Annotated in this window: 16 protein-coding genes; 6 read left to right on the top strand and 10 right to left on the bottom strand. The window is 74.4% G+C overall.

The annotated features are described in order from the left end of the window. The first annotated feature begins 123 nt into the window (after window positions 1-123). Window positions 124-4908, top strand: coding sequence for a HEAT repeat domain-containing protein (locus tag ACZ5WC_RS28730; protein WP_468543538.1), 4785 nt, complete (start codon window positions 124-126; stop codon window positions 4906-4908). A gap of 184 nt (window positions 4909-5092) precedes the next feature. Here the strand turns inward: ACZ5WC_RS28730 and ACZ5WC_RS28725 are convergent, their stop codons facing one another. Beyond that, window positions 5093-5662, bottom strand: coding sequence for a DNA polymerase ligase N-terminal domain-containing protein (locus ACZ5WC_RS28725; RefSeq protein ID WP_468543537.1), 570 nt, complete (start codon window positions 5660-5662; stop codon window positions 5093-5095). 268 nt (window positions 5663-5930) lie between these two features. On the opposite strand from ACZ5WC_RS28725, the gene ACZ5WC_RS28720 reads away from it, so the two are divergent. Next, window positions 5931-6923, top strand: coding sequence for an aldo/keto reductase (locus ACZ5WC_RS28720; protein WP_468543536.1), 993 nt, complete (start codon window positions 5931-5933; stop codon window positions 6921-6923). A gap of 65 nt (window positions 6924-6988) precedes the next feature. On the opposite strand, the gene ACZ5WC_RS28715 is transcribed toward ACZ5WC_RS28720, so the two are convergent. From ACZ5WC_RS28715 to ACZ5WC_RS28705, 3 genes are all read right to left on the bottom strand, one after another. Further along, window positions 6989-8353 (bottom strand): serine/threonine-protein kinase, encoded by a 1365-nt coding sequence (locus ACZ5WC_RS28715; RefSeq protein WP_468543535.1) that lies wholly within the window; start codon window positions 8351-8353, stop codon window positions 6989-6991. Between the two features lie 195 nt (window positions 8354-8548). Further along, window positions 8549-9265 (bottom strand): HAD family hydrolase, encoded by a 717-nt coding sequence (locus tag ACZ5WC_RS28710; protein ID WP_468543534.1) that lies wholly within the window; start codon window positions 9263-9265, stop codon window positions 8549-8551. Window positions 9266-9305: 40 nt separating this feature from the next. Continuing rightward, window positions 9306-9812 (bottom strand): Lrp/AsnC family transcriptional regulator, encoded by a 507-nt coding sequence (locus ACZ5WC_RS28705; protein WP_468543533.1) that lies wholly within the window; start codon window positions 9810-9812, stop codon window positions 9306-9308. Between the two features lie 344 nt (window positions 9813-10156). Here ACZ5WC_RS28705 and ACZ5WC_RS28700 point away from each other — a divergent pair, with 344 nt between their 5' ends. Together ACZ5WC_RS28700 and ACZ5WC_RS28695 are read left to right on the top strand one after the other, a co-directional pair. Further along, window positions 10157-11665, top strand: coding sequence for an FUSC family protein (locus ACZ5WC_RS28700; RefSeq protein ID WP_468543532.1), 1509 nt, complete (start codon window positions 10157-10159; stop codon window positions 11663-11665). A 242-nt stretch (window positions 11666-11907) separates the two neighbouring features. Further along, window positions 11908-12981: a lactonase family protein gene (locus ACZ5WC_RS28695; RefSeq protein ID WP_468543531.1), complete on the top strand. Its 1074-nt coding sequence runs from the start codon at window positions 11908-11910 to the stop codon at window positions 12979-12981. A gap of 129 nt (window positions 12982-13110) precedes the next feature. Here the strand turns inward: ACZ5WC_RS28695 and ACZ5WC_RS28690 are convergent, their stop codons facing one another. The 4 genes from ACZ5WC_RS28690 to ACZ5WC_RS28675 all read right to left on the bottom strand — a co-directional run bounded on the left by ACZ5WC_RS28690 (window position 13111) and on the right by ACZ5WC_RS28675 (window position 17109). Continuing rightward, entirely contained in the window at window positions 13111-14043 is a 933-nt protein-coding gene (locus tag ACZ5WC_RS28690; RefSeq protein WP_468543530.1) for a sirohydrochlorin chelatase, read from the bottom strand. A gap of 62 nt (window positions 14044-14105) precedes the next feature. Further along, window positions 14106-15305 (bottom strand): N-acetylglucosamine kinase, encoded by a 1200-nt coding sequence (locus tag ACZ5WC_RS28685; RefSeq protein WP_468543529.1) that lies wholly within the window; start codon window positions 15303-15305, stop codon window positions 14106-14108. Then, window positions 15302-15979, bottom strand: a complete 678-nt coding sequence (locus ACZ5WC_RS28680) for a uracil-DNA glycosylase (protein WP_096628118.1) — start codon at window positions 15977-15979, stop codon at window positions 15302-15304. Before ACZ5WC_RS28680 ends, ACZ5WC_RS28685 begins: the two co-directional genes overlap by 4 nt. Window positions 15980-16023: 44 nt before the next feature. Beyond that, window positions 16024-17109 (bottom strand): WD40/YVTN/BNR-like repeat-containing protein, encoded by a 1086-nt coding sequence (locus tag ACZ5WC_RS28675; protein WP_468543528.1) that lies wholly within the window; start codon window positions 17107-17109, stop codon window positions 16024-16026. 267 nt (window positions 17110-17376) lie between these two features. Here ACZ5WC_RS28675 and ACZ5WC_RS28670 point away from each other — a divergent pair, with 267 nt between their 5' ends. Both ACZ5WC_RS28670 and ACZ5WC_RS28665 read left to right on the top strand, forming a co-directional pair. Beyond that, entirely contained in the window at window positions 17377-17811 is a 435-nt protein-coding gene (locus ACZ5WC_RS28670; protein WP_468543527.1) for a hypothetical protein, read from the top strand. A 61-nt stretch (window positions 17812-17872) separates the two neighbouring features. Then, on the top strand, window positions 17873-18643 hold the full coding sequence (locus tag ACZ5WC_RS28665) for a class I SAM-dependent methyltransferase (protein ID WP_468543526.1): 771 nt from the start codon (window positions 17873-17875) through the stop codon (window positions 18641-18643). A 33-nt stretch (window positions 18644-18676) separates the two neighbouring features. On the opposite strand, the gene ACZ5WC_RS28660 is transcribed toward ACZ5WC_RS28665, so the two are convergent. Together ACZ5WC_RS28660 and ACZ5WC_RS28655 are read right to left on the bottom strand one after the other, a co-directional pair. Continuing rightward, window positions 18677-20092 carry an FAD-dependent oxidoreductase gene (locus ACZ5WC_RS28660; RefSeq protein WP_468543525.1) on the bottom strand — a complete coding sequence of 472 codons (1416 nt, stop codon included), beginning with the start codon at window positions 20090-20092 and terminating at the stop codon, window positions 18677-18679. Window positions 20093-20159: 67 nt separating this feature from the next. Continuing rightward, a complete protein-coding gene (locus tag ACZ5WC_RS28655; protein ID WP_468543524.1) occupies window positions 20160-20846 on the bottom strand; it encodes a DUF305 domain-containing protein in 687 nt (228 codons plus the stop codon). Window positions 20847-20870 lie beyond the last annotated feature (24 nt).

Here is a 20870-nt window from a genome sequence, read left to right as displayed (position 1 = left end):
CCTTCCGCGGCCGTTGCTCCTGCCGGGGCGGTGGGGCCCCGGGCCACATCATCGGCCAGGACGGGCGGCAGCGATACCCGGCCCAGGGGACGGGAGACCGGACCGTCCGTCTACGATCCCCCGATGGCCACCCCACCGGACGCGCTGATCGACGACGCCCTCGACCGCGCCGACGCCGGACTCCTCGCCCGGCACCTCGACGCCCGGACCTGCCCGCCGGGGCTGCTCGCCCGGCTGCTCCGGCACCCCGCCCCCCGGCTCCGCCACCTCGGCCTCCTGCTCCTCACCGAACGCACGGACACTCCGGCGGCAGCGGGCGGCGGGCCGGAGCAACAGGGCCTCCTGGCGCGCCTGTTGCCCGCATCGCCGGGCGCGTCCCCCGAGGAGTCGCTGCTGCTCGCGGAGCTCCACGCGCGGCTCGGCGCGCAGCGGCCGGGGCACCGGCTGCCGGACTGGCGTACGGCGGAGCTGCCCGCGCGGGTACGGATCGCCTGGCTGCGGGCCGAACTCCTCGGCGACCCGGCCGCCGTCCGTACGGAGCCACCGGGCGAACTCCTGTACCGGGCCGTCGGCGCGATCGCCGCCGCCGTCGTGCACCGGCCCGACCGCCTCGACCGGCTCGTGGCCGAACTCATCGGCAGCGGCGACCCGGTCCTGGGGGCCGAGGCGCTGCGGCTGGCCCGGGAAGGGCTGCACGCCGGGCTGCTCGCGCCCGCGTCCGCCCGCGCTCATCTGACCCAGCTGCTCGACGCGCCCGACGACGAGGTCGCCATCGGGGCGCTGCGCGAACTCGCCGAGCCCTGGGCGGCGGTGACACCCCTGGAACTGCTGCCGCTGTCCCGGCTGGTGAGCGGGCCGGGGACGCCGGGGGGAGAGGGCTCGGCGGTCGCCGACGCCGCTCTCCTCGCGGCGGCCCGCCACGGCCATCAGGAGCTGCTGTGGCGGACGGCGGAGGACGCGGCCTCGCCCCCCGCCCTGCGCCGACGGGCGCTGGAACTGCTGGGCGATTCGGCCGAACGCACGGACACTGGCCGCCTGTTGGCGGTGGCCGCGCCGGACCCCCTGCTGCTCGCGGGGCCCGTACTGACCGCTCTGCTCGGACTGCACCGGCGCGGCCACTTCCCCACCGGCCCGGACGTCCGGCCGCTTCTCGCCCTGGCCCTGAGGGACCACACGCTCCCGGCGGACGATGTCGCCACGGTCCTGTACACCTGCCGTCGGCCCCTGTTCGACGCCCTCGTGGACGCACCGCCCACCGCCCCGGACTGGCCGCGCCGTCTGGAGCTGCTCGTCGCGCTGGCGGGGCAGGGTGCCACCGACGTGCCGATCGGTGAGGCGGTCACCGGGCTCCTTCCCACCGCTCCGGCCGCGCGCCCGTTTCTCGACGCGATCCGTGCTCTGCGCCCGCCGGACGCCGAGGAGGCCGTGCTCGCCCTGCTGCCGAGGGCGCCCGGCGCCGCACTGGGTGCGCTGGAGGCCATCGGCGGAGCCCGTACGAGGGAGGCGCTCGCCCAGGGCCTGGACGTGGCGGGCCCTCCGGCGGCCTCCGGTGTCGTCCCCGCCGGCGCGCCCGCGCCCGCCATCGCACCCGAGCTGCGCCCCGTACGCGACCGGGCCCTGGAACTCCTCTGGCACCTCACCGACGAGCCCGTCCAGCGGCGGCGGCTCCTCTCGCGGCTCGACCCCCAAGACCTCCCGGGAGCCGTCGAGGCCGACCTCGGGGCCCCGGACGAACGGGAACTGGCCGTTCTGCGCTCCCGGGTGGACGTCGACGACCCGGTGGGCGCACTGTGCCGGATCGCGGGGAACGCCGGAGGACGGACACCGCCCGTCGTCGCGGATCTGATCCTGCGCATCGTGCGCGATCTCGCCGCACCCCGGGAGCCCGGCCCCGAACCGGAGCTGCCGCAGGAGGTGCTGAGTGCCGTGCGGGACCTGGGGCGCCGACTCCGCGCACGTGAACGGATCAGGCCCGTCTGCCTGCTGGACACCGCCGACGGTACGGCAGCGGGCCAGGCTCTGCTGTCCACGACGCTGCTCGACCTGCTGGAGCGCCCGGGCCTCTCCGGCGGCGAACAGACCGTGCTGCTCAAGGCGTTGACGCAGACCCCCGCCACCCTCGCCACTCGCGCCCGCGTGCACCGGCTGCTGCGCAGCCGCGACCCGCAGGTGCGCAAGCACGTCATCGCCCTGCTGGCCCACGACACTTCGGGACGCGACGCCCGGGCCCTGTCGGCGACGCTCGTCCCCCTGACGGCCGACCCGGACATCCGGACCGTACGGCAGGCCCTGCTGGCCCTCGGTGCGGCGCGGGCGGTCTGGGCGGGCGAGGCGGTCGCCGCGTGCCTCGACCACCCGAACATGAACGTCAGGAAGACCGCGGCGGCGACTCTGGCCCACGCGGGCGCACCCGCCTCCGTGCCCCGAATCCTCGGGCGGCTCGGCCGCGACGACAATCCGGGACTGCGGGCCGCGCTGACCCGGGCACTGCGGGCCGTCGTGGGCCGTGCCTACGCCGCCACCCTCCTCGCCGCCGCCGAGGCGGGCCAGGACGCGCGCGGCCGCCGCCTGCTGCTGAGCGCGCTCGACGGGGAGCTGACCGCGCGTGCGGTGCTCGCCCTCGACGCGCAGGCTTCGCCGGTCGTCCCCCTGCTCCTGACGCTCGTGGCGGACGGCGGCGTCCGCTTCGCCGACGGTTCCGTCGAGGACCTGGCGGAACCACTGGCCCGGCACGGTGTGCCGACGCCCCCGGTCGCCCCGAACCCGCCGCCGTGCGTGCCCGATCCGGAGGTCGCGGCGCTGCTGCGGTCGGGCTGGGACCCGGCGCTCGCCCTGCGGATCGCCCGTCGGGCCGCGCCCCCGGACCTCACCGACGTGACGGCCGCCACCGCCGTACGCGAAGACCCGCGAGCGCGGGCGCAGTTGGAGAAATGGCTCGCCCTGGCCGAGAGCACCCGCGAGGCCGGACTGCCGAGCCGCCTCCTGCGGTGCGCGCTGCGCCTGTGCCCGGCGCCCTGGTCCGCCGACGAGACGGCGCTCCTCGCCCGGTACGCCGGCACGGTGGCCGACGCGTTCGACGAGGCGACGAGGGCCGGCGAGGGATCGTTCGCGGGGGAGCTGACCGGCGTACTGCACGCCGTCGCACCGGAGTTGTCCGGTGTCCAGCGCTTCATGGCCGTCGAGGGGCTGCGTACCCTGCCGCCCGGTGCCGGTGAAGCGCCCGACGGGTACGGGACCCCGGCGCTGACGGCCGCCGCCACCCTGACCCTGCTCCGGGAGCTGGGCGCGGTGCTGGTCCGCGCCGATCTCGACCGGGCCCTGGACTCCGCGCACCTGGGCGCCGACCCCTGGCAGGCCGCGCCCGCCGTGCTCGGTGAGGCGTTCGGCGTACCGGGACCGCAGGAGGCGTCCGGGGCGGCGGCGGAGGACGCCGGGGGCGGCGTATCGGAGGCGTGGCGTGCGGAGTTGAGGAAGGCGGTACGGACGCAGGGGGCGCTGGCGGAGTTCCGGGGGCGCGGCGCCGGTGGTGCGGCCGGGGCCAGGGATCTGCTGGCCGCCCTCGTCACCGCGTACCCGGCGGCCGGGCCGGACGTCCGGGGGCCGCTCGTCGACTGGATGGCCGAGCTCCAGCCGCTCGACGCGCCGCCGTGGAACGTCGCTGAGACCAGGGCGGTGGTACGGGCCGCCGCCGTGCCAGCGCGTCCGGTGCGTGCGGACGATCTCGACCAGCCCCGGTCGGCCGCGCAGCGAGCCCGCTTGCTGGCCATGCTGGAGGCCCCGGAGCCGGAACGCCGGAGCACCGCCGTGCGGGCCCTGCGGGCCTGGCCCGAGCCGGAGGTGTCGCTCGCCCTGCTACGGGCCTTCCTGCACGGCCGCGTCGACCTCTTCCCCGCCGACCTGTTCGGGCTGGCGGCCCGCGCGGAGCAGACCGGTCTCGCGGGGTGGACCGCCGACCAGGTCCTGGCCGCTGACGGGGTACTGCCCGAACGGGCCCTCCGCTGGACGGGCCTGCTCCCCGAGGACGACCTGCCTCCGCTCGTCCCCCTGCTCCTGAAGTGGTGGGAACACGGCCCGCCCGCCGGGCGCGCGGCCGCCCGCACCGCGTTGGGGCGGGTACCCGCCGACGCCCTCGCCCACCTGCTGGCACCCCGTATCGACGCGGGCGACCTCGGGCTCGTGGACCTGCTGACCGGGCGCCCCCTGCTCCGGACCCCGATGCTGACCCGGGCCCTGGGCCGACTGCGCACCGAAGGCCGCGACAGCGTCGCAGACGGCCTCAACCTCGTCGACGGTCCGCTGCGCGCACCCGGCACCGACGGCGAGGACGCCGCCGTGCTGGACGTCCTGCGCACCCCGGCCCCCGCCCCGGCGGTGGTGGTGCCCCGCCCGTCACTGCCGGAGCTGCTCGACCTCGCCCGTACGGGAACGCCCGAGCAGACCCGCCGTACGCTCACCCGCCTCGTCGAGGAGCACGCACCGCCGCCCGGGGCGGAACCGGACGAGGCCCTGCGCGAGCTGGTCGAGGAGCTGCTCCGCCACCCGCGTGCCGGGGTCCGGCTCCACGCCCACCGGACCTCGCGGGCCCTGTTCGACCGGGCCACCCACGCCCGGCTCACCGGGCTCCTGCTGTCCGACCCGCTGCCGGACGTGGTGCGCATGGCCGTCCGGACGCTCGGCCGCGCCGCCTGGGAACCTGCGCTGCCGGACCTCGTCCGGCTCCTCGGCCATGCCAGGCCCGTGGTCCGGGGTGCGGCCCGGGAGGCTGTCGTCGGGTTCGGGGCGACGGCGGTTCCCGTCCTGCGGCGGGCCGAGGCGCACGCCCGGCCCGACCGGCGGTCGCTCTACACCGACGTCCTCACCGAGATCACAGACTCGGGCCCCGGCCCTGATGGGCGAGATCGGCCCTGATCGGCGAGAGCGCCCCTGAGGGCTGTCCCGTCAGCCCCGGCGGATCAGCACGCGGCGTCGGATGCGGCGCATCGCACGGCGGAGGAGTGTCCGCACACGGGATGGGTCCGGGCGTTCCGGCAACGCGGCCGACTGCCGTGGCCGTCCTCGTGCGCCCGCCAGGGATCATGGGCCAGCCCACAGCTCAGCCCGCGTCTGCCCGGGCCGCCGCCGCGGCGACCTGGTGCAGCGTGCGTCCCGTACGGGCTGACCGGGCGTGGTACGGGTCCGGTGAGCCGGGTCTGTCGCGTACGGCGAGGCGGTCGTTGGCCTTGATCAGCAGCCAGGCCTCGTGGCCGCCGCTGTCCGGCTCGTCGCCCTTCCGGATGCGGGTGAGCGCGAACTCCCCGTGCAGCTTCTTCCCGTACAGCCAGAACGTCGCATGCCCGAGGCCGAGCGACTCGGCGAAGGGGACGGAGCCGCCCTGCCCGTCGTGTCCGAGCGGCCGGTAGGTCCCCTGGTCCCAGACGATGACCGTGCCGCTGCCGGACTCGCCCCGGGGGATGACCCCCTCGAACTCGCGGTACTCCAGCGGATGATCCTCCGTGGGCACGGCGAGCCTGCGGTCGCTGGGGTTCTCCGAGGGGCCGCGGGGCACCGCCCACGACTTGAGTACGCCGTCGACCTCCAGCCGGAAGTCGAAGTGCATACGGCGTGCGTCATGGATCTGCACGACGAAAAGGGGCCGTGCCGTGTCGTCGCTCTCCGTCCCCACCGCCTGCTCCCTCCGTCGGCCTGGACGTTCACAGGTGCGTGTCTCCACTCTGCCGCCGCCCCGGGGGAACCGCGCGTCGGACCCGCTGCCTTCAGGTGCGTATGCGCAACGACAGTGCTGTGAGGGCCGGTGGCGCAGGCTGTCGCCTTCGAGGACCGGTTCGACGGTCCGGCCGGTTCCGCCGTGGCCGGCGGCAGCGGTGCTCCTGCCGCTGTTCGTCTCTGCGGCTGCCCGCCACCCCTGCCGCTACGGGGCAGAGCGGAATAGCATGATCTTCATGGAGCAACGCACACTGGGCAGGACCGGCCGTGACGTGTCGGCTGTCGGACTGGGCACCTGGCAGCTGGGGGCCGATTGGGGCGAGGTCGCGGAGGGCGACGCCCTCGACATCCTCGACGCGTCGGTCGAATCCGGCGTCACCTTCTTCGACACGGCGGACATGTACGGAGACGGCCGAAGCGAACAGCTCATCGGCCGCTACCTCACGAGCCGTCCCGACGCGGACGTCTTCGTCGCCACCAAGATGGGCCGGCGCGCCGAACAGGTGCCGGAGAACTACGTCCTGGACAACTTCCGCGTCTGGAACGACCGTTCCCGGGCCAATCTGGGAACCGACACGCTCGACCTCGTACAGCTGCACTGTCCGCCCACCGGCGTCTACTCCTCCGACGCGGTCTACGACGCGCTGGACACCCTGGTCGCCGAACAGCGGATCGCGGCCTACGCCGTGAGCGTGGAGACCTGCGCCGAGGCACTCACGGCCATCGCGCGCCCCGGCGTCGCGAGCGTGCAGATCATCCTCAACCCGTTCCGGCTCAAGCCCCTGGACGAGGTGCTCCCGGCGGCGGCCGCCGCGGGCGTCGGGATCATCGCGAGGGTCCCGCTGGCCTCCGGTCTGCTCTCCGGCAGGTACACCGAGGACACCGTCTTCGCGCCCGAGGACCACCGAACGTACAACCGCCACGGCGAGGCCTTCGACCAGGGCGAGACGTTCTCCGGTGTCGACTACGTGACCGGTCTCGCCGCTGCCGCCGAGTTCGCCGAGCTGGCCCCCGAGGGTGCCACCCCGGCCCAGGCCGCGCTGCGCTGGATCATCCAGCAGCCCGGCGTGACCACCGTCATCCCCGGCGCGCGCTCGGCCGAACAGGCCCGGGCCAACGCGGCGGCCGCGTCCCTGCCGCAGTTGCCGCAGAGCACGCTGGACGCCGTACGGGAGCTGTACGACCGGTCTGTCCGCGCGGACGTGCACGGCCGATGGTGAGCGGCTGCCTCTGAACGACCGCTGCTGAACGGGCCGCCGCCGAACAGCCTTGCGACGGGCGGGAGTCAGTCGTCCCGCTCGTCGTCCTCGTCGTCGTCCCGGTCCCCATTCTGGGGGTCCGCATCCTGATCTCGGCCCTGGTTCGGGTCGCTGCCCTGCTGGCCGTCCTGCTGGCCGCCCGGCTGGTCCTGTTGCTGATCCTGCTCCTGGCCCGGCTGCTGTTCAGCGCCGTTGCCACCGTCATCGCCGTGGCCGCCGTCGCTGACGTTCTCCGCCGGGCCGGAGGACGTCGGCGCCGGGCTCGGCGTGCCGGCGGAGCTGGAGTCCGGGGAGAAGAGGATCATCCCCAGATACACGGCGGCCAGGAACGTCGCCGTCCCCGCGATGGCGCTGGCCACCCTCGGGCGGCGACGGATCGCCTCGCGCGTGCTGCGGCGGCGCGCGGGGGCGGACCGGGACGAGGTGTTGCGTCTTCGGCCGGTCGGCTGCGGCAGCCGGTACGTCGTGGGGCCCACGGGGGCGGCGGCGGGCGGTGCTGCCGGGAGGGACGTCGAGCGTGCGGGGGCCGGGCCGGAGGCGCGGTGGGACGCGGGCGTCTGCATCGGGAGGGGCTCGGGCCGTCCCCGCCAGGCGTCGGTGCGGAACCAGTCGGAGACCTGCTGTGCGGTGGGCCGCTCCTCGGGCTGCTTGGCCAGCAGGCCCAGGAGATACGCGTCGAAGGCGGCGGAGATCTCCACGCCCCGCTGCCGCAGCGGGACCGGCGGGGTGTCGACGTGCTGATAGAGCGTCGCGGTCGCTGTGTCGGAGCGGAACGGCGGCTGTCCGACCAGCAGTTGGTAGATGACGCAGCCCAGGGAGTACATGTCGGAGGCGGCGTCGGCGGTGCGGCCGAGGGCGCGTTCGGGGGCCAAGTAGAGGCTGGTGCCCACGATCTGACCGGCCGTCGTCAGAGCGGTCGAGGGATCGTCGACGAACTGGGCGATGCCGAAGTCGCCGATCTTCACCGAACCGTCCGCGTCCAGCATCAGGTTGCCCGGTTTGATGTCCCGGTGGACGATGCCCTGCCGGTGCGCGGCGGCGAGCCCGGCGGCCGCCTGCCCCGCGATCTGCGCGACCTGCTCGGGGTGGACGCGTTCCTGGGCGGCCAGCAGGTCCCCGAGGCTCTGCCCCTCGACCAGCTCCATCACCAGGAAGAACCGGTCCTCCCAGGCGCCGAAGTCGAACACGGCCACCAGGTGCGGGTGGCTGAGCCGGGCAGCGGTCTGCGCCTCCAGCCGGAAGCGGGCGGTCGACGAGGCGTCCGCCTGGTCGCCGAGCAGCAGTTTCACGGCCACGGCCCGGCCCAGCACCTCGTCCGTGGCGCGCCACACCTCGCCCATGCCGCCTCGCCCGATGGGGGACACCAATCGGTACCGACCAGCTACCAGCACCTGTACACCTATCTCGAAGGGCGGCCCGTACCGGCTGTCGGCCCACCTGGGGCCTGGGGCGTCCGGGGCGGTGGGGCGAACGACATGATCAGGATATCCGTCCGGGGACCCCGGGTGCCCCCGACGGCCCCTCCGCCGGGCACGGCTGACGGACCGGCACGCCCCGGGGCCCGGCGCGGCTGCCACCGGCCCGGGTCAGCCGATCAGCCAGGTGTACGCGGCCTCGGCCGTGAACGCGGACTGCCCGCCCGTGAACAGCAGGTCGGCGGCCTTGAAGGCCGGGTCGGACGCGGTCTTGGGCACGTAGGGCACGGCGATGCACCGCATGCCCGCCGCGTGCGCGGCCGCCGCCCCCGGCGGGGCGTCCTCCAGCACCACGCAGTCGGCGGGTTCCGCCCCCATCCTGCGTGCCGTCTCCAGGAACACGTCCGGCTCGGGCTTGCCGCGGGGGACCTCCTCGGCGGAGACGTACAGCGGGATGTACGCGTCCAGCCCCGTGACCGCGAGCACCGCACCGATCGCGGCCCGGGACGAACCGGAGGCCACCGCCATCGGCACCCCGGCGGCGTGCAGGCGTTCCACGAACGCCCGCATCTGCGGGAAGACGTCCGTCGAGGCCCCGGCGAGCTCCAGATACAGGGCGTTCTTCCCGGCGAGCAGTTCGTCGACCGGGGCGTCGATCCCGTACTCCGCGCGCAGGGCGGTCAGGGTCTCGCGGGTGCCGATCCCGATGAACCGGGTGTGCTCCTCCCAGCCGAAGTCCCGCACCCCGTACCGGGCGAGCAGCCGCCGCCCCGCCTCGTAGTAGTTCGGCTCGCTGTCGACCAGCGTCCCGTCGAGGTCGAAGACCACGTGGACGGGGGCGGGGGAGGCGGGAACGGCTGCACGGGCGGCGGAGGGGTGCGACGTCATGACCCCAGCATGCCGCAGCCGGGAAGGGCGGCCGGGCCGGTCACTCGCGATGGGCCCCCGGGCGCCCCTGGCTGCCGCCCGCCGCGCGTCCCACGGACTCCACCAGTGGCAGCACCCGGTGTGCCACCCGCTCGCGCAGCGCCACCTCCGTCCGCGTCCTGACGACGCCCGGCAGTTGGATCAGCCGCTGGATCACGTCCTCCAGGTGCCCGTTGTCCCGGGCGACGACACGGGTCAGGAGATCACCGCCGCCCGTCGTCGAGAACGCCTCGATGATCTCGGGCACGGCCGCCAGCGCGTCGCCCACCTCCACCAGATGCCCCTGGGTGACCTCCAGGTGGACGAAGGCGAGCACCGGGTGGCCGAGGGCGGCGGGGGAGAGGGTCGGGCCCGTACCGGTGATCACACCGTCGCGCTCCAGCCGCTCCAGCCGCGCCTGGAGCGTGCCGCGGGCCACACCGAGGATGCGCGCGTACTCCCGGACGCTGGTGCGCGGCTGCTCGATCAGCAGCCGCAGGATCCGGGTGTCGAGCGCGTCCACCGCCATGATCCGCAGATCCCTTCCGCCCCGTCCCCGTCCGCTTCAGCCGTTTCGACCCCGACTGTACCCAGGTCACCCGCATCGCGGCGCGGCCCGGCCCGGCCCGGCCCTCCATGGCGACCGCCGTCCAGGCGTAGTCGACAGGGAGGTGGCCGTCCTTCCTCCTGGTGGTCCGTTGGTCTGCTGATGGCCGACCAATCGGGTCACAGGATGGACCATTGGTACAGCATGTTCCGACTCGTTTGATCCATGGGTCCGGAGGATGCTCTTATATCTACGTCGATGGCGCTGCGGATCTCCGCGGCGCCTTTTTCATGCGGGCTCTGTGGCGACGCGGAAGGGGCGAAAGCGTGCTGAAGAGGGTGTTCGTGGCGCCGGACCCGGGGCGGGTGCGGCTGCGCTTCGCCACCCGGGCGGTGCTCGGGATCGGCCTCGCGGTCGCGCTGTGCGGCCTCGCCGGTCTCTCGCTCGCCGCGGCCATCACGGGTGGCCTCGCGGCGCTTCTCGCCCTCTTCACCGTCACCGACCCGACGGTGCGCGGGCAGGCGGCCACCACGGTGCTGCTCCCCCTCGTCGGCCTGCCCGTCCTCGCCGTGGCCGCTGTGCTGCACGACCAGCCGGTCGCCCGTGACCTGGCCTTCCTCACCGTCATGGGCGTGGGCGTGTACGCCCGGCGCTGGGGGCCGCGCGGGCACGCGCTGGGCGTCTTCGCGTTCATGACGTTCTTCGCCGCCCAGTTCCTGCACACCGTCCCCGAACAGCTGCCCGAGCTGTACCTCGCCGTGGTGCTGTCCCTGTGTGTCTCCTCCGCCGTGCGGTTCGGGCTGTGGTGCTACGAGCGGCGGCTGCCCGTCGCGGCGGCGCCCGCACCCCCGGAGGGCCGCGGACTGGCCCGGATCACCACCCGGCAGGCCGTGCAGGCCACACTGGGCGGGGCCTTCGCGCTGGGGCTGGGGCAGGTGCTGTCGGACCAGCGGTGGTACTGGGCCGTCGGCGCCACCTGGTGGGTCTTCGTCAACACCACCTCGCGCGGGGAGACGCTCGTACGGGGATTCCGGCGGGTCCTGGGAACGGTCATCGGCATCCTCGCCGGATTCGCCGTGGCCATTCCCCTCGACGGCGCGGGCGCCCCGACCGCCGCCATCGTCGCGGTCTGCGTCTTCGGGATCTTCTACACGGCGGCGGTCTCGTACAGCTGGATGATGTTCTTCGTGACGGTGATGGTCGGCATGCTCTACGGCGTCCTGGGCGTGCTGGACGCCTCGCTGCTGTGGCTGCGCGTCGCGGAGACGGCTGTCGGGTCGCTCGGCGCGGTGATCGCCGTGCTGCTCGTCCTGCCCGTCACGACCCATGCCATCACCGACGCGTGGATCCAGAAGGCCCTGCGGTGCGTGCACGCCTGCACGGCCGAGGCCGCCGACCGCCTCGCCGGTTCGACGGTCGCCGACCCCGGGCCCCGCGTCGCCGAGCTGGAGTCGTTGCTCGGCCGGGTCCGGCTCTCGCTCGCGCCGCTGGTGCACCCCCTGAGCCCGCTGGCGGCCCGCAAGGCGCGCGCCCGGCAGGTGCTCGCGTCGCTTGACGACTGCGTACGGGAGGTCCGCGGCCTGGCCTCGATCGCCGCCGACCCGGACGCCTCTCACGACGCCCGGCTCTCGGCCGCGTGCTCCCGCGTGGAGGCCGCCGTCGAGGCGCTCACCGCGCCGGAGGGCCAGCGGCGACGGGCCTTCCGCCCGGCCGAGCTGCCCGGCGGCGCCGCGGACCCCGCCCTCGCCCACCTGCACGGCCTGGAACGCGCGCTCGCCGCACTGGCAGCACCGCTCGGCGGGCGCGGCGGCCGGGCGCCGATCGTGGGCGCCTGAACCCACGGGGTTCCGTCGGGGGGCGGACCCGGAGTCCGCTGCTCTTTCACTTCTCCGGGTCTTCCGGCCTTCTCACTTCTTCCGGCCGTTCCGTGAACCGGCCCGATGCTGCCCCGGAACCGGCCCGATCCGTCTGCCGCTTACGCCCCGATCCTCCCGGCGGCGCGTTGGTCTAGACCGCAAAGGGCTGCCTGCTACCGTCGGCCGGGAAGATCACGGCGACGGTGAAGAGGGGTAGGGCCATGAGCGGCAACAGCGCCGGGCGGGCATTCATAGGGTCGTTCACCTCGGCGGGCGGCAGGGGAATCACCGCCGCCGCCGTGGACCGCGATACCGGCGCGCTGACCGTGCTCGGGTCCACGGACGCCGTGCCCGATCCCTCGTTCCTCGCGCTCGCCCCCGCGGGGGCCCCTGCGGCCCTGTACGCGGTCGGGGAGAGCACCCCGGGAGTCGCCGCCGCCTTCGACGTCAGCGGCGACGTACCGGCCCTCCTGGGCCCCGTCCGGCCCGTCGAGGCCGACGCGCCCACCCACCTCGCCCTGGCGTCGGGCCACCTGATCACCGCCAACTACGGCTCCGGCAGCGTCACCGCCCTGCCGGTCCGCGCCGACGGGACGCTCGGCGCGGCCTCCTCGGTCCTCCGCCACGAGGGCAGCGGCCCGGACACCGCCCGCCAGGAGGCGCCGCATGCCCATCAGGTCCTCGCCGACCCCTCCGGGCGCTGGGTGGTGGGCGTGGACCTCGGCACCGACTCGGTACGGGCCCACGCCCTCGACCCCGCCACCGGCGCCTTGCGGCCGCACACGGAGACCGCGCTGCGCCCGGGCACCGGACCGCGCCACCTGGCCTTCCACCCCTCGGGCCGGCTCGCCTACGTCCTGGGCGAGCTGGAGGCGACCCTCACCGTCTGCCGCTGGGACGCGGCCGGGGGCCGGCTCGACGTACTCGGGGAGACGCCGGTGCTGCCCGAGCACGAGGACGCGCAGGAGCGCGCCGGCGACGAGGGGCGCGCCTACCCCTCCGAGGTGGTCGTCGCGCCCGACGGACGCTTCCTGTGGACCGCCAACCGGGGCCACGACAGCATCTCGGTGCTGACCCTCGACGAGACCGGCGAGAAGGTCTCCCTGGTGGCCACTGTCGGCTGCGGGGGCCGCTGGCCCCGCGATCTGACCCTCGACCCGAGCGGCCAGTGGCTGTACGCGGCCAATGAGCACTCCGGGAACGTCAGCTGGTTCGCCGTGGACGCCGAGACGGGCGTGCCGCAGCACGCGGGCTCCGTCGAGATCCCGGCGGCCTCCTGCGTCGTCCTGACCTGACCGGGGGTGTCCGGCCCCGGACACGGAGGGCCGGACAGCACAGTGGGCCCGGACCGGAGGCAATCGCCCCGGTCCGGGCCCACCGTGCTGTCCGGCTTCCCGGGCCGCCGCGAGGGCGACAGCCCCCGGTCAGTGCGCCTGAACGCCCTGCGTCCCCTGCGGCGTCGCGGGCGTGATGCCCAGCGTCGTGGCGTACAGGGACAGCACGAGCTTGCCGATCGCCGGGTACGCGCCCAGCGGCTCGGCCGTCGCGCAGCCCGCCTCCTTCGCGGCGGCGTCCAGCAGGCCGGGGTCGATCTCCGGGCCCACCAGATACGGCGCCAGTGCGAGCTGCGCCGAGCCGGAGGCCTGGAGCTGCTCCGCGATCGAGGCGACCGAGCCCTCCACGTCCAGCGCGGCGGCCATCACCGGCACGGCGAGGCGGGCGGCCAGCAGCATGCCGGTGATCCCGGCCGCCTGTACGGCCTCCTCACCGCCCACCGTGGCCAGCACGATGCCGTCGGCGGCGGTCGCGACGGTGAACAGCCGGGCGCGGTCGGCGCGCGCGAGACCCGCCTCCGACAGCCGCACGTGCAGCGCCTCGGCGAGCAGCGGGTGCGGGCCGAGCACGTCGGTCAGCTCGACCTGTGTACCGCTGTCCGTCACGGCCTGCCGTATCCGTCGGATCAGCGCGTTGTCGGGACCCGCGAGCAGCGGGACCACGACGGCGGACGGACCTGCGGGCTCGGGGACCTCACGACCGGCGGCGGTGGCCTGCTCGTAGCGCGCGACGCGCTCGGCGGCGGTGTGGGTGAGAACGGTGGCGAGGGTCGGGTACTCGGCGTCGTCGCCGTCGAGGTAACCGATCCGGGCGTTGAGCCCGGGCAGCTCGGAACGGGCGATGCTGATCACTTCTTCGGCCAGACTGCGGGTGGCCGGAGAAGGCGTACCGGGAACGGCGAGAACGAGCGCGGCAGCGCCCTCAGGCGCGACCACCGGCTCCGGGCGGCGGTGCCGTCCGGACTGGCGAGGTCGCGGCATTCGTACAGGCAGGCCGGAAGCGGGCCCAGTGGGGGTGCTCATGGCGCCGCATGCTACTGGTTTTGCCTGCCCCACGGTTCGGGGAGGGTCCGGTCGAGCGTTAACTATCCGCTTATGTCCGATGAGTGATGTACCGCCGAAGTATCCCTGTCTGTCGCCTCGTTCTTCGGGCCTTGCGATGTCTCCGTGGGCACCCGGAGCATCGCCGGATGGCGCGGCAGCCGCAGATCGCCTTCGGCCAGGGCGCGCGCTATCCGGAGTGCGCCGGTGAGCGGGTCACCCGTCCCCGTATCCACCCGGGCCCGGGGGAGCAGCTGGGCCAACTCCTCGCGCAGCGGTGCGATCAGGGGCTCACCCATCCGGAACAGGCCCCCGGTCAGGGCCACTTCACTCCCGCTGCCGCTACTGGCGCCACCCCTGTCGTCCTCTCCGTCGCCTTCCTCCTGGCCTGCGCCCCCGCCTCCCGGGCACACGGCCGCGGCCGCCTCAGCGATATGGCGGGCAGCCTCGCGCAGAATGCCCGCGGCAACCGGATCCGCTCCGGCGCACGCCGCCACCTCCGGGGCGAACGAGGCCAGTACGGCGGGCCGGTCGGAGCGGGGGTAGAGCAGCCCCGGCAGATCCTCGGCGGGACCGAACACGGACACCAGCCGGGCCAGCAGCGCGGGGGAACCGCCCCGCCGCCCGTCGTGCGCGCGCATCGCCGCGTCCAGCCCGGCCCGGCCGATCCACGCGCCGCCGCCGCTGTCACCCAGAAGATGACCCCAGCCGTCCGCCCTGCGCCAGGACACCAGGTCCGTGCCGAGGGCGATCATGCCCGTGCCGCCCGCGACGACCGCCCCGGGACGCTGTCCGACCGCGCCCGCGTACGCCGTCACCGCGTCGGCGGCCAGCGCCAGCCTGCGTACGCCCAGCGCATTCGCGAGCGCTCCGGGCAGCTCCGCCCGCAACCGCCCGCCCAGCGTGGCCATCCCTGCGGCCCCGATCGCCACAGCGGCGATCTCTCCGGCAGCCGCAGTGCCGGGAGCCTGGGCGTCGGGCGTCTCCGTTCCGGGAGCTGCCGTGCCGGGCGCCGCCGCCCGGGCCAGCAACTCCCGCGCCGCAGGCAGCAGCTGGTCCAGCAGATGTACGGCGTCGATACCGCCGGGACCCGTCCGTACGGGTTCGGCGCAGACCGTCGTCGACACCGGCCCGGCCGGATCCACCCGACCGAGTGCCACGCGCAGGCCGGAACCCCCGGAGTCGACCCCGAGGACATATGCGTCCGGGTGGGCCGGGGCGGTCGCCGCCGGGGGATGCGTCACGGAAGCCGCCAGTCCACCGGCTGCGCCCCCTGGCGCTCCAGCAGTTCGTTGACGCGGCTGAACGGACGCGAGCCGAAGAAGCCCCGGTCCGCGGACATGGGGGAGGGGTGCGAGGACTCGATCGCGGGGAAGTCGCCCAACTGCGGGCGCAGATTGCGGGCATCGCGCCCCCACAGCACCGACACCAGCGGTGTGCCCCGGGCCACCAGTGCCTTGATGGCCTGCTCGGTCACCTCCTCCCACCCCTTGCCCCGATGGGCGGCGGGCCGCCGGGGCGCCGTGGTCAGCGCTCGGTTCAGCAGGAGCACACCCTGCCGGGTCCACGGCGTGAGATCACCGTTGGACGGCCTCGGCAGACCGAGATCCGCGTTCAGCTCCCGGAAGATGTTCTCCAGACTGCCCGGCAGCGGCCGGACGTCGGGGGCCACGGCGAAGCTCAGCCCGATCGCGTGCCCCGGGGTGGGGTACGGGTCCTGGCCGACGACCAGCACCCGCACCTCCTCGAACGGCTGCTGGAACGCCCGCAGCACATTCGGCCCCGAGGGCAGATAGGTGCGTCCCGCCGCGATCTCCGCGCGGAGGAAGTCGCCCATAGCGGCGATGCGTTCGGCGACGGGTTCGAGGGCGTCGGCCCACCCCGGCTCGATGATCTCTTTCAACGGTCGTGCTGCCACGGCCCGCACTCTACTGGTGATACGACCACTCCGATCAACTGCCGTCAGCCGAGCACCACCGCCCGCACGCACAGGACGTCCGGCAGATGCGAGGCGAGCTGCTGCCAGGTGTCCCCGTCGTCCGCGCTCGCGTACAACTCCCCGTTGCGGTTGCCGAAGTAGACCCCGGCGGGATCGGCGTCGTCGGTGCACAGGGCGTCCCGCAGCACCGTGCCGTAGTGCGCGCCGTCCGGCAGGCCCGCGGTGAGCGGCTCCCAGGTGCGCCCCGCGTCGGTCGTCCGGAACACCCGGCAACGGTGCTCCGCCGGGACCCGGTCGGCGTCGGCGTTGATCGGGAAGACGTACGCCGTGTCACCGCGGTGCGGGTGCGCGGCCGCGGCGAACCCGAAGTCGGAGGGCAGGCCCGCGCCGATGTCGCTCCAGTGACCGCCCCCGTCGTCGCTGCGGAAGACGCCCCAGTGGTTCTGCAGATAGAGCCGGTCCGGGTCGGCCGCGTCCCGGGTGACCTTGTGGACGCACTGGCCGAACTCCGGGTCCGGATCGGGGAGGAAGACCGCGGAGACGCCCTTGTTCGACGGGGCCCAGGTCGCTCCGCCGTCCTTCGTCCGGAACACCCCCGCCGTCGATACGGCGACGGTCACCGCCTTGGCGTCCCTCGGGTCGGTCAGGACGGTGTGCAGCCCCTCGCCCCCGCCGCCCGGCTCCCACCGCGACCGGGTCGGATGCTCCCAGAGCGGACGCACCAGCTCGAAGGACTCGCCCCGGTCCTCGGAACGGAACAGCGCGGCCGGTTCGGTGCCCGCGTAGACCACGTCCGGAGCCTCCGGGCCCGCCGGGTGCAGCTGCCAGACGCGCTCCAGGGACGCCCCGGTGAACTTCGGGAACTTCACCGCGGGCTGCTGCGGCTCGACCCAGGTCTCGCCCAGGTCGTCGGAGTGGAAGACGGACGGCCCCCAGTGCGCGCTGTCCCCGCCCACCAGAAGTCTCGGGGTGTCCCCGCGAGTGTTGATGCCGACCGAGTAGATCGCCTGCGCGTTGAAGTGCGGGCCCGTGAGCTCCCAGGTCCCGCCGCGTCTGCGGCCGATGAAGAGGCCCTTGCGGGTGCCTGCGGTGAGGAGTACGTCGGTCATGGTCCAGGACCTCCCGAAACGCCGCTGTGCCGGAACAGTGCCAGTCTGCACCCGGCCACTGACAGCGGCCCGCTCACACGCTGGACGGCCTGGTCACGCCTGCACACCCGAGCCGCTCGGCCCGCACCTGCACCTGCGCCGTCTGTGCCGCTCGCGTAGCCCGCCGCCGGGGCTGGCATGCTGGACAGGGTCCCGGCCCAAGCCGTACCGAGCCGTACTGGGGCCGTACTGGGGCCGGGACGGGTGGCGGACATCGAGGAGACGACCATGGGCAGTGGGATCACGGACGCCGAGGGCCACGAGGTGCGGGCCACGGTCACCGCCGGGCCGCCCGGCGGAGAGCCCCGCGTCGCCGTCCGGCTCTCGTACCGGGCAGGCGGAGCCGTCGAGCCCTCGGCCCCGGCAGGAGAGCTCGCCTGGTCCTGCACCCCCGAGGCGGCCCGCGAGCTGGCCGCGTCACTCGTACGGGCGGCCGAGGAGGCCGAGAACGCGCCCGGCGAGCAGCCCGTCACCGTCGAGGCGGGCGAACTGCGTCGGGGCGACGTGCGCGACGGCGACCGCGCCATGACCGTCGAGAACGTACGGACCGACGGCTCCACGGCCCACGTCACCTGGAGGTCCGGGGCCGGACGCACCTGGACCCAGGCGTACGGTGCCGATGCCGTCATCACCCTCAAGCGGCGCCTTCCCGAGGGCCGTTGACACGGGTCGCGGGTGGCGGAAGCGCCCGCCGGGTGTCCCCGCGTCGGTAGGCTGGTCCGTGATGTTCACCAAACATGGCCCCACCGTGCGCGAACTGGCCGTTCAGGCGCTCTCCTCGACAGAGCGCGGATACGACCTCCTCGCCCCGAAGTTCGACGAGACGCCCTACCGCACCCCGGACCGCGTGCTCGACGCCGTCACCCGGGCGCTGCGCCCGCTGGGCCCCTTCGACACCGGACTCGACGTCTGCTGCGGCACCGGCGCGGGCGTCGGAGTGCTGCGGCGGGTGTGCCGGGAGGGCGTGACCGGAGTGGACTTCAGCGCGGGCATGCTCGCCCAGGCCCGCGCCGCGTTCCCGGACCGCGCGGCGTACCCGGCCGGGGGCGACAGCCCGGCGGTTGCCGGGGGCGGCGGGCCAGCGGTGCACTGGGTGCGGGCCGACGCCCGCGCCCTGCCCTTCGCGCCCGCCTTCGATGTCGCCCTGAGCTTCGGCGCGTTCGGGCACTTCCTGCCCGAGGAGCGCTTCGGGCTCTTCGCCGAGGTGTACGGATCGCTGCGCCCGGGCGGCCGGTTCGTCTTCCCGCTCGGCGCACCGCCCCCGGTGGGCTCGCGCGCCTACTGGTCGCTGTTCGGGTTCGACGCGGCGATGCGGCTGCGCAACGCCCTGTGGCGCCCGAAATTCATCATGTACTACCGCACGTTCCGGCTCGGCGATGTGCTGGAGGACCTGACGCAGGCCGGTTTCGTCGTGCGGCTGCTGCCGTTGGCCGAGCTGGGCCTGCGTCCCGACGGCAGCCCCCGGGCACGCCTGGTGGTGGCGACCCGGGAGTGAGACCGGCAAGGCTCACCTCTCATCTCTCACCGCTCATCGGTCCCTGTCCTTTCCTGTCCTGTCCCCGTTCCGTGCCGCCGCCAGCAGCCCGGGCCAGTCGGGAATCTTCACCGGCCCGCGCCCCAGCGACCGGCCGAGCTCCGCCTCCGCGCGCTCGATCGACAGCCAGCCGTCCCACTCCACCGGCCGCAGCCCCCACCCCCTCAGCACCGCCAACGGGTCCGCCGCCGCCGTACGCTGCTCCAGGAGGGGTGCGTCCTCCAGCAGCGAGGCCACGGTCTCCTTGGCGCACGAGCGGTTCGAACCGATCACGCCGGTCGGCCCCCGCTTGATCCACCCGGCGACGTACTCACCCGGCGACGGCACCCCGTCCCGAACCACCCGCCCCTCCCGGTGCGGTACCGTCCCGCGCACCGGGTCGAAGGGCAGCCCCGGCAGCTCCACCCCCCGATAGCCGACGGCCCGCAGGACGAGCTGCGCCTCCACGTCCTCGTAGGCCCCGGTGTCCCGTACACCCCCCGCGCCGTCCGGAGCCGTACGGGCGAAGCGGACCCCGGCCACCCGCCCGCCGCGCTCCAGCAGCTCGACCGGCCGCAGGAAGAACCGCAGCCGGATGCGGCGTACGGCATCGGGAGTTCCGGGCCCCTCCGCCGCCGGCCCTCCGCCCGCCGACCAGCCGCGCAGCACTTCCAGGTTGCGCCGCACCACGGCGGGCAGCGGCGGCGACCCGGGGAGGCCGCCCGGAGCGGCGTACGCCGGATCGAGCGCCAGCTCCGCCGGGTCGACGACGATCCGGGCGCCGGGCAGAGCGCCCAGCTCCCGCAGCTCCTTGGTGGTGAACCGGGCCTGGGAGGGGCCCCGCCGGCCCACGATGTGCACCTCGCGCACCCGGCTGTCCGCGAGCGTGCGCAGCGCGGCGCGGGGCACGTCGGTGGAGCGCAGTTCGTCCGCGCCGCGCGCCAGGATCCGGGCCACGTCGACCGCCACGTTGCCCACGCCGATCACCACGGCCGAGCGGGCGTCCAGGGCGAAGGGGTCGGCGGCGATGTCGGGGTGCGCGCTGTACCAGGAGACGAAGCGGGTGGCCGAAAAACTCCCCGGCAGATCCTCGCCCGGCACCGCCAGCGGGCGGTCGGCCGCCGCCCCGACGCAGTAGACGACCGCGTGGTACAGCCGGGCGAGCCGCGCGGGGGAGACGCCGTCCGCCCCGCCGACGCCGACGTTGCCGACGAACGTGACCCGCTCGTCCTCCAGCACCGCCCGGAGGCTGTTCTGCAGCGACTTGATCTTCTCGTGGTCGGGAGCGACCCCGTACCGCACGAGGCCGTACGGGGTGGGCAGCCGGTCCAGGACGTGCACCCGGACATCGGGCACGAGCGACTGCTGGAGCAGGGCCTGGGCGGTGTAGACCCCGCTGGGACCGGAACCCACGACGGCGACTGAGAGCACGGCGTACCTCTTCCCGGAGGGTGCTTCCAGCATCGCACCGACGGCCGGAACACGGGATACCCGCGCATCACGTCATCAGCGCGCGCATCCGGTTGATCTCCACGGTCTGCTGGGCGACGACGTCGTTCGCCATCTGTTCGACGATGACGTCGTTCCCCTCGGAGAGGGCTTCCGTGGCCATGGTGATCGCCCCCTGGTGATGGGTGATCATCAGTTCGAGGAAGAGCTTGTCGAAGGCCTTGCCGTCGGCGGCACGCAGCTTCTTCAGCTGGGCCTCGGTCGCCATGCCGGGCATCCCCGCGTGGTCGTGGTGCTGCTTCCGCTCGTCCCCACCGTTTCTTTTCAGCCATCCTTCCATCGCCCCGATCTCGGGTTTCTGGCCTGCGGATATACGTTCCGCGAGCCGCTTGACCGAAGTGGACGAGGCCCGGTCCGGGGTGAGTCCGGTCATCACGAGGGCTTGCCTGTGGTGTTCGATCATCATCTGCGCATAGCGGAAGTCCGCCGAGTTGGCGGTGTCCTGGCCGGTCTCCGCGGCGGCCTCCTCGGCGGTGAGAGTCCGCGCGGGTTCGCCCGGTCTGCCGGGCGCCACCACACCCGGACCTGCGTCCTTGCCCGCTGCCGGCCTCCCGTCGCCGCTGTCCGCGTCACAGGCTCCCAGGGTGAGTACGGCGGCAACCGCCGCTGCCGCAAGAGCGGTTGAGCGCAGAGTTGCGGACCGGTGGTGGATCAACACGGCGACCTCCTGTGGCACGTGGGCTGTTGCGGACCGTCCTGA

Source organism: Streptomyces sp. NPDC033165 (assembly GCF_055577965.1).
This window is presented reverse-complemented; position numbering and strand designations above follow the sequence as displayed.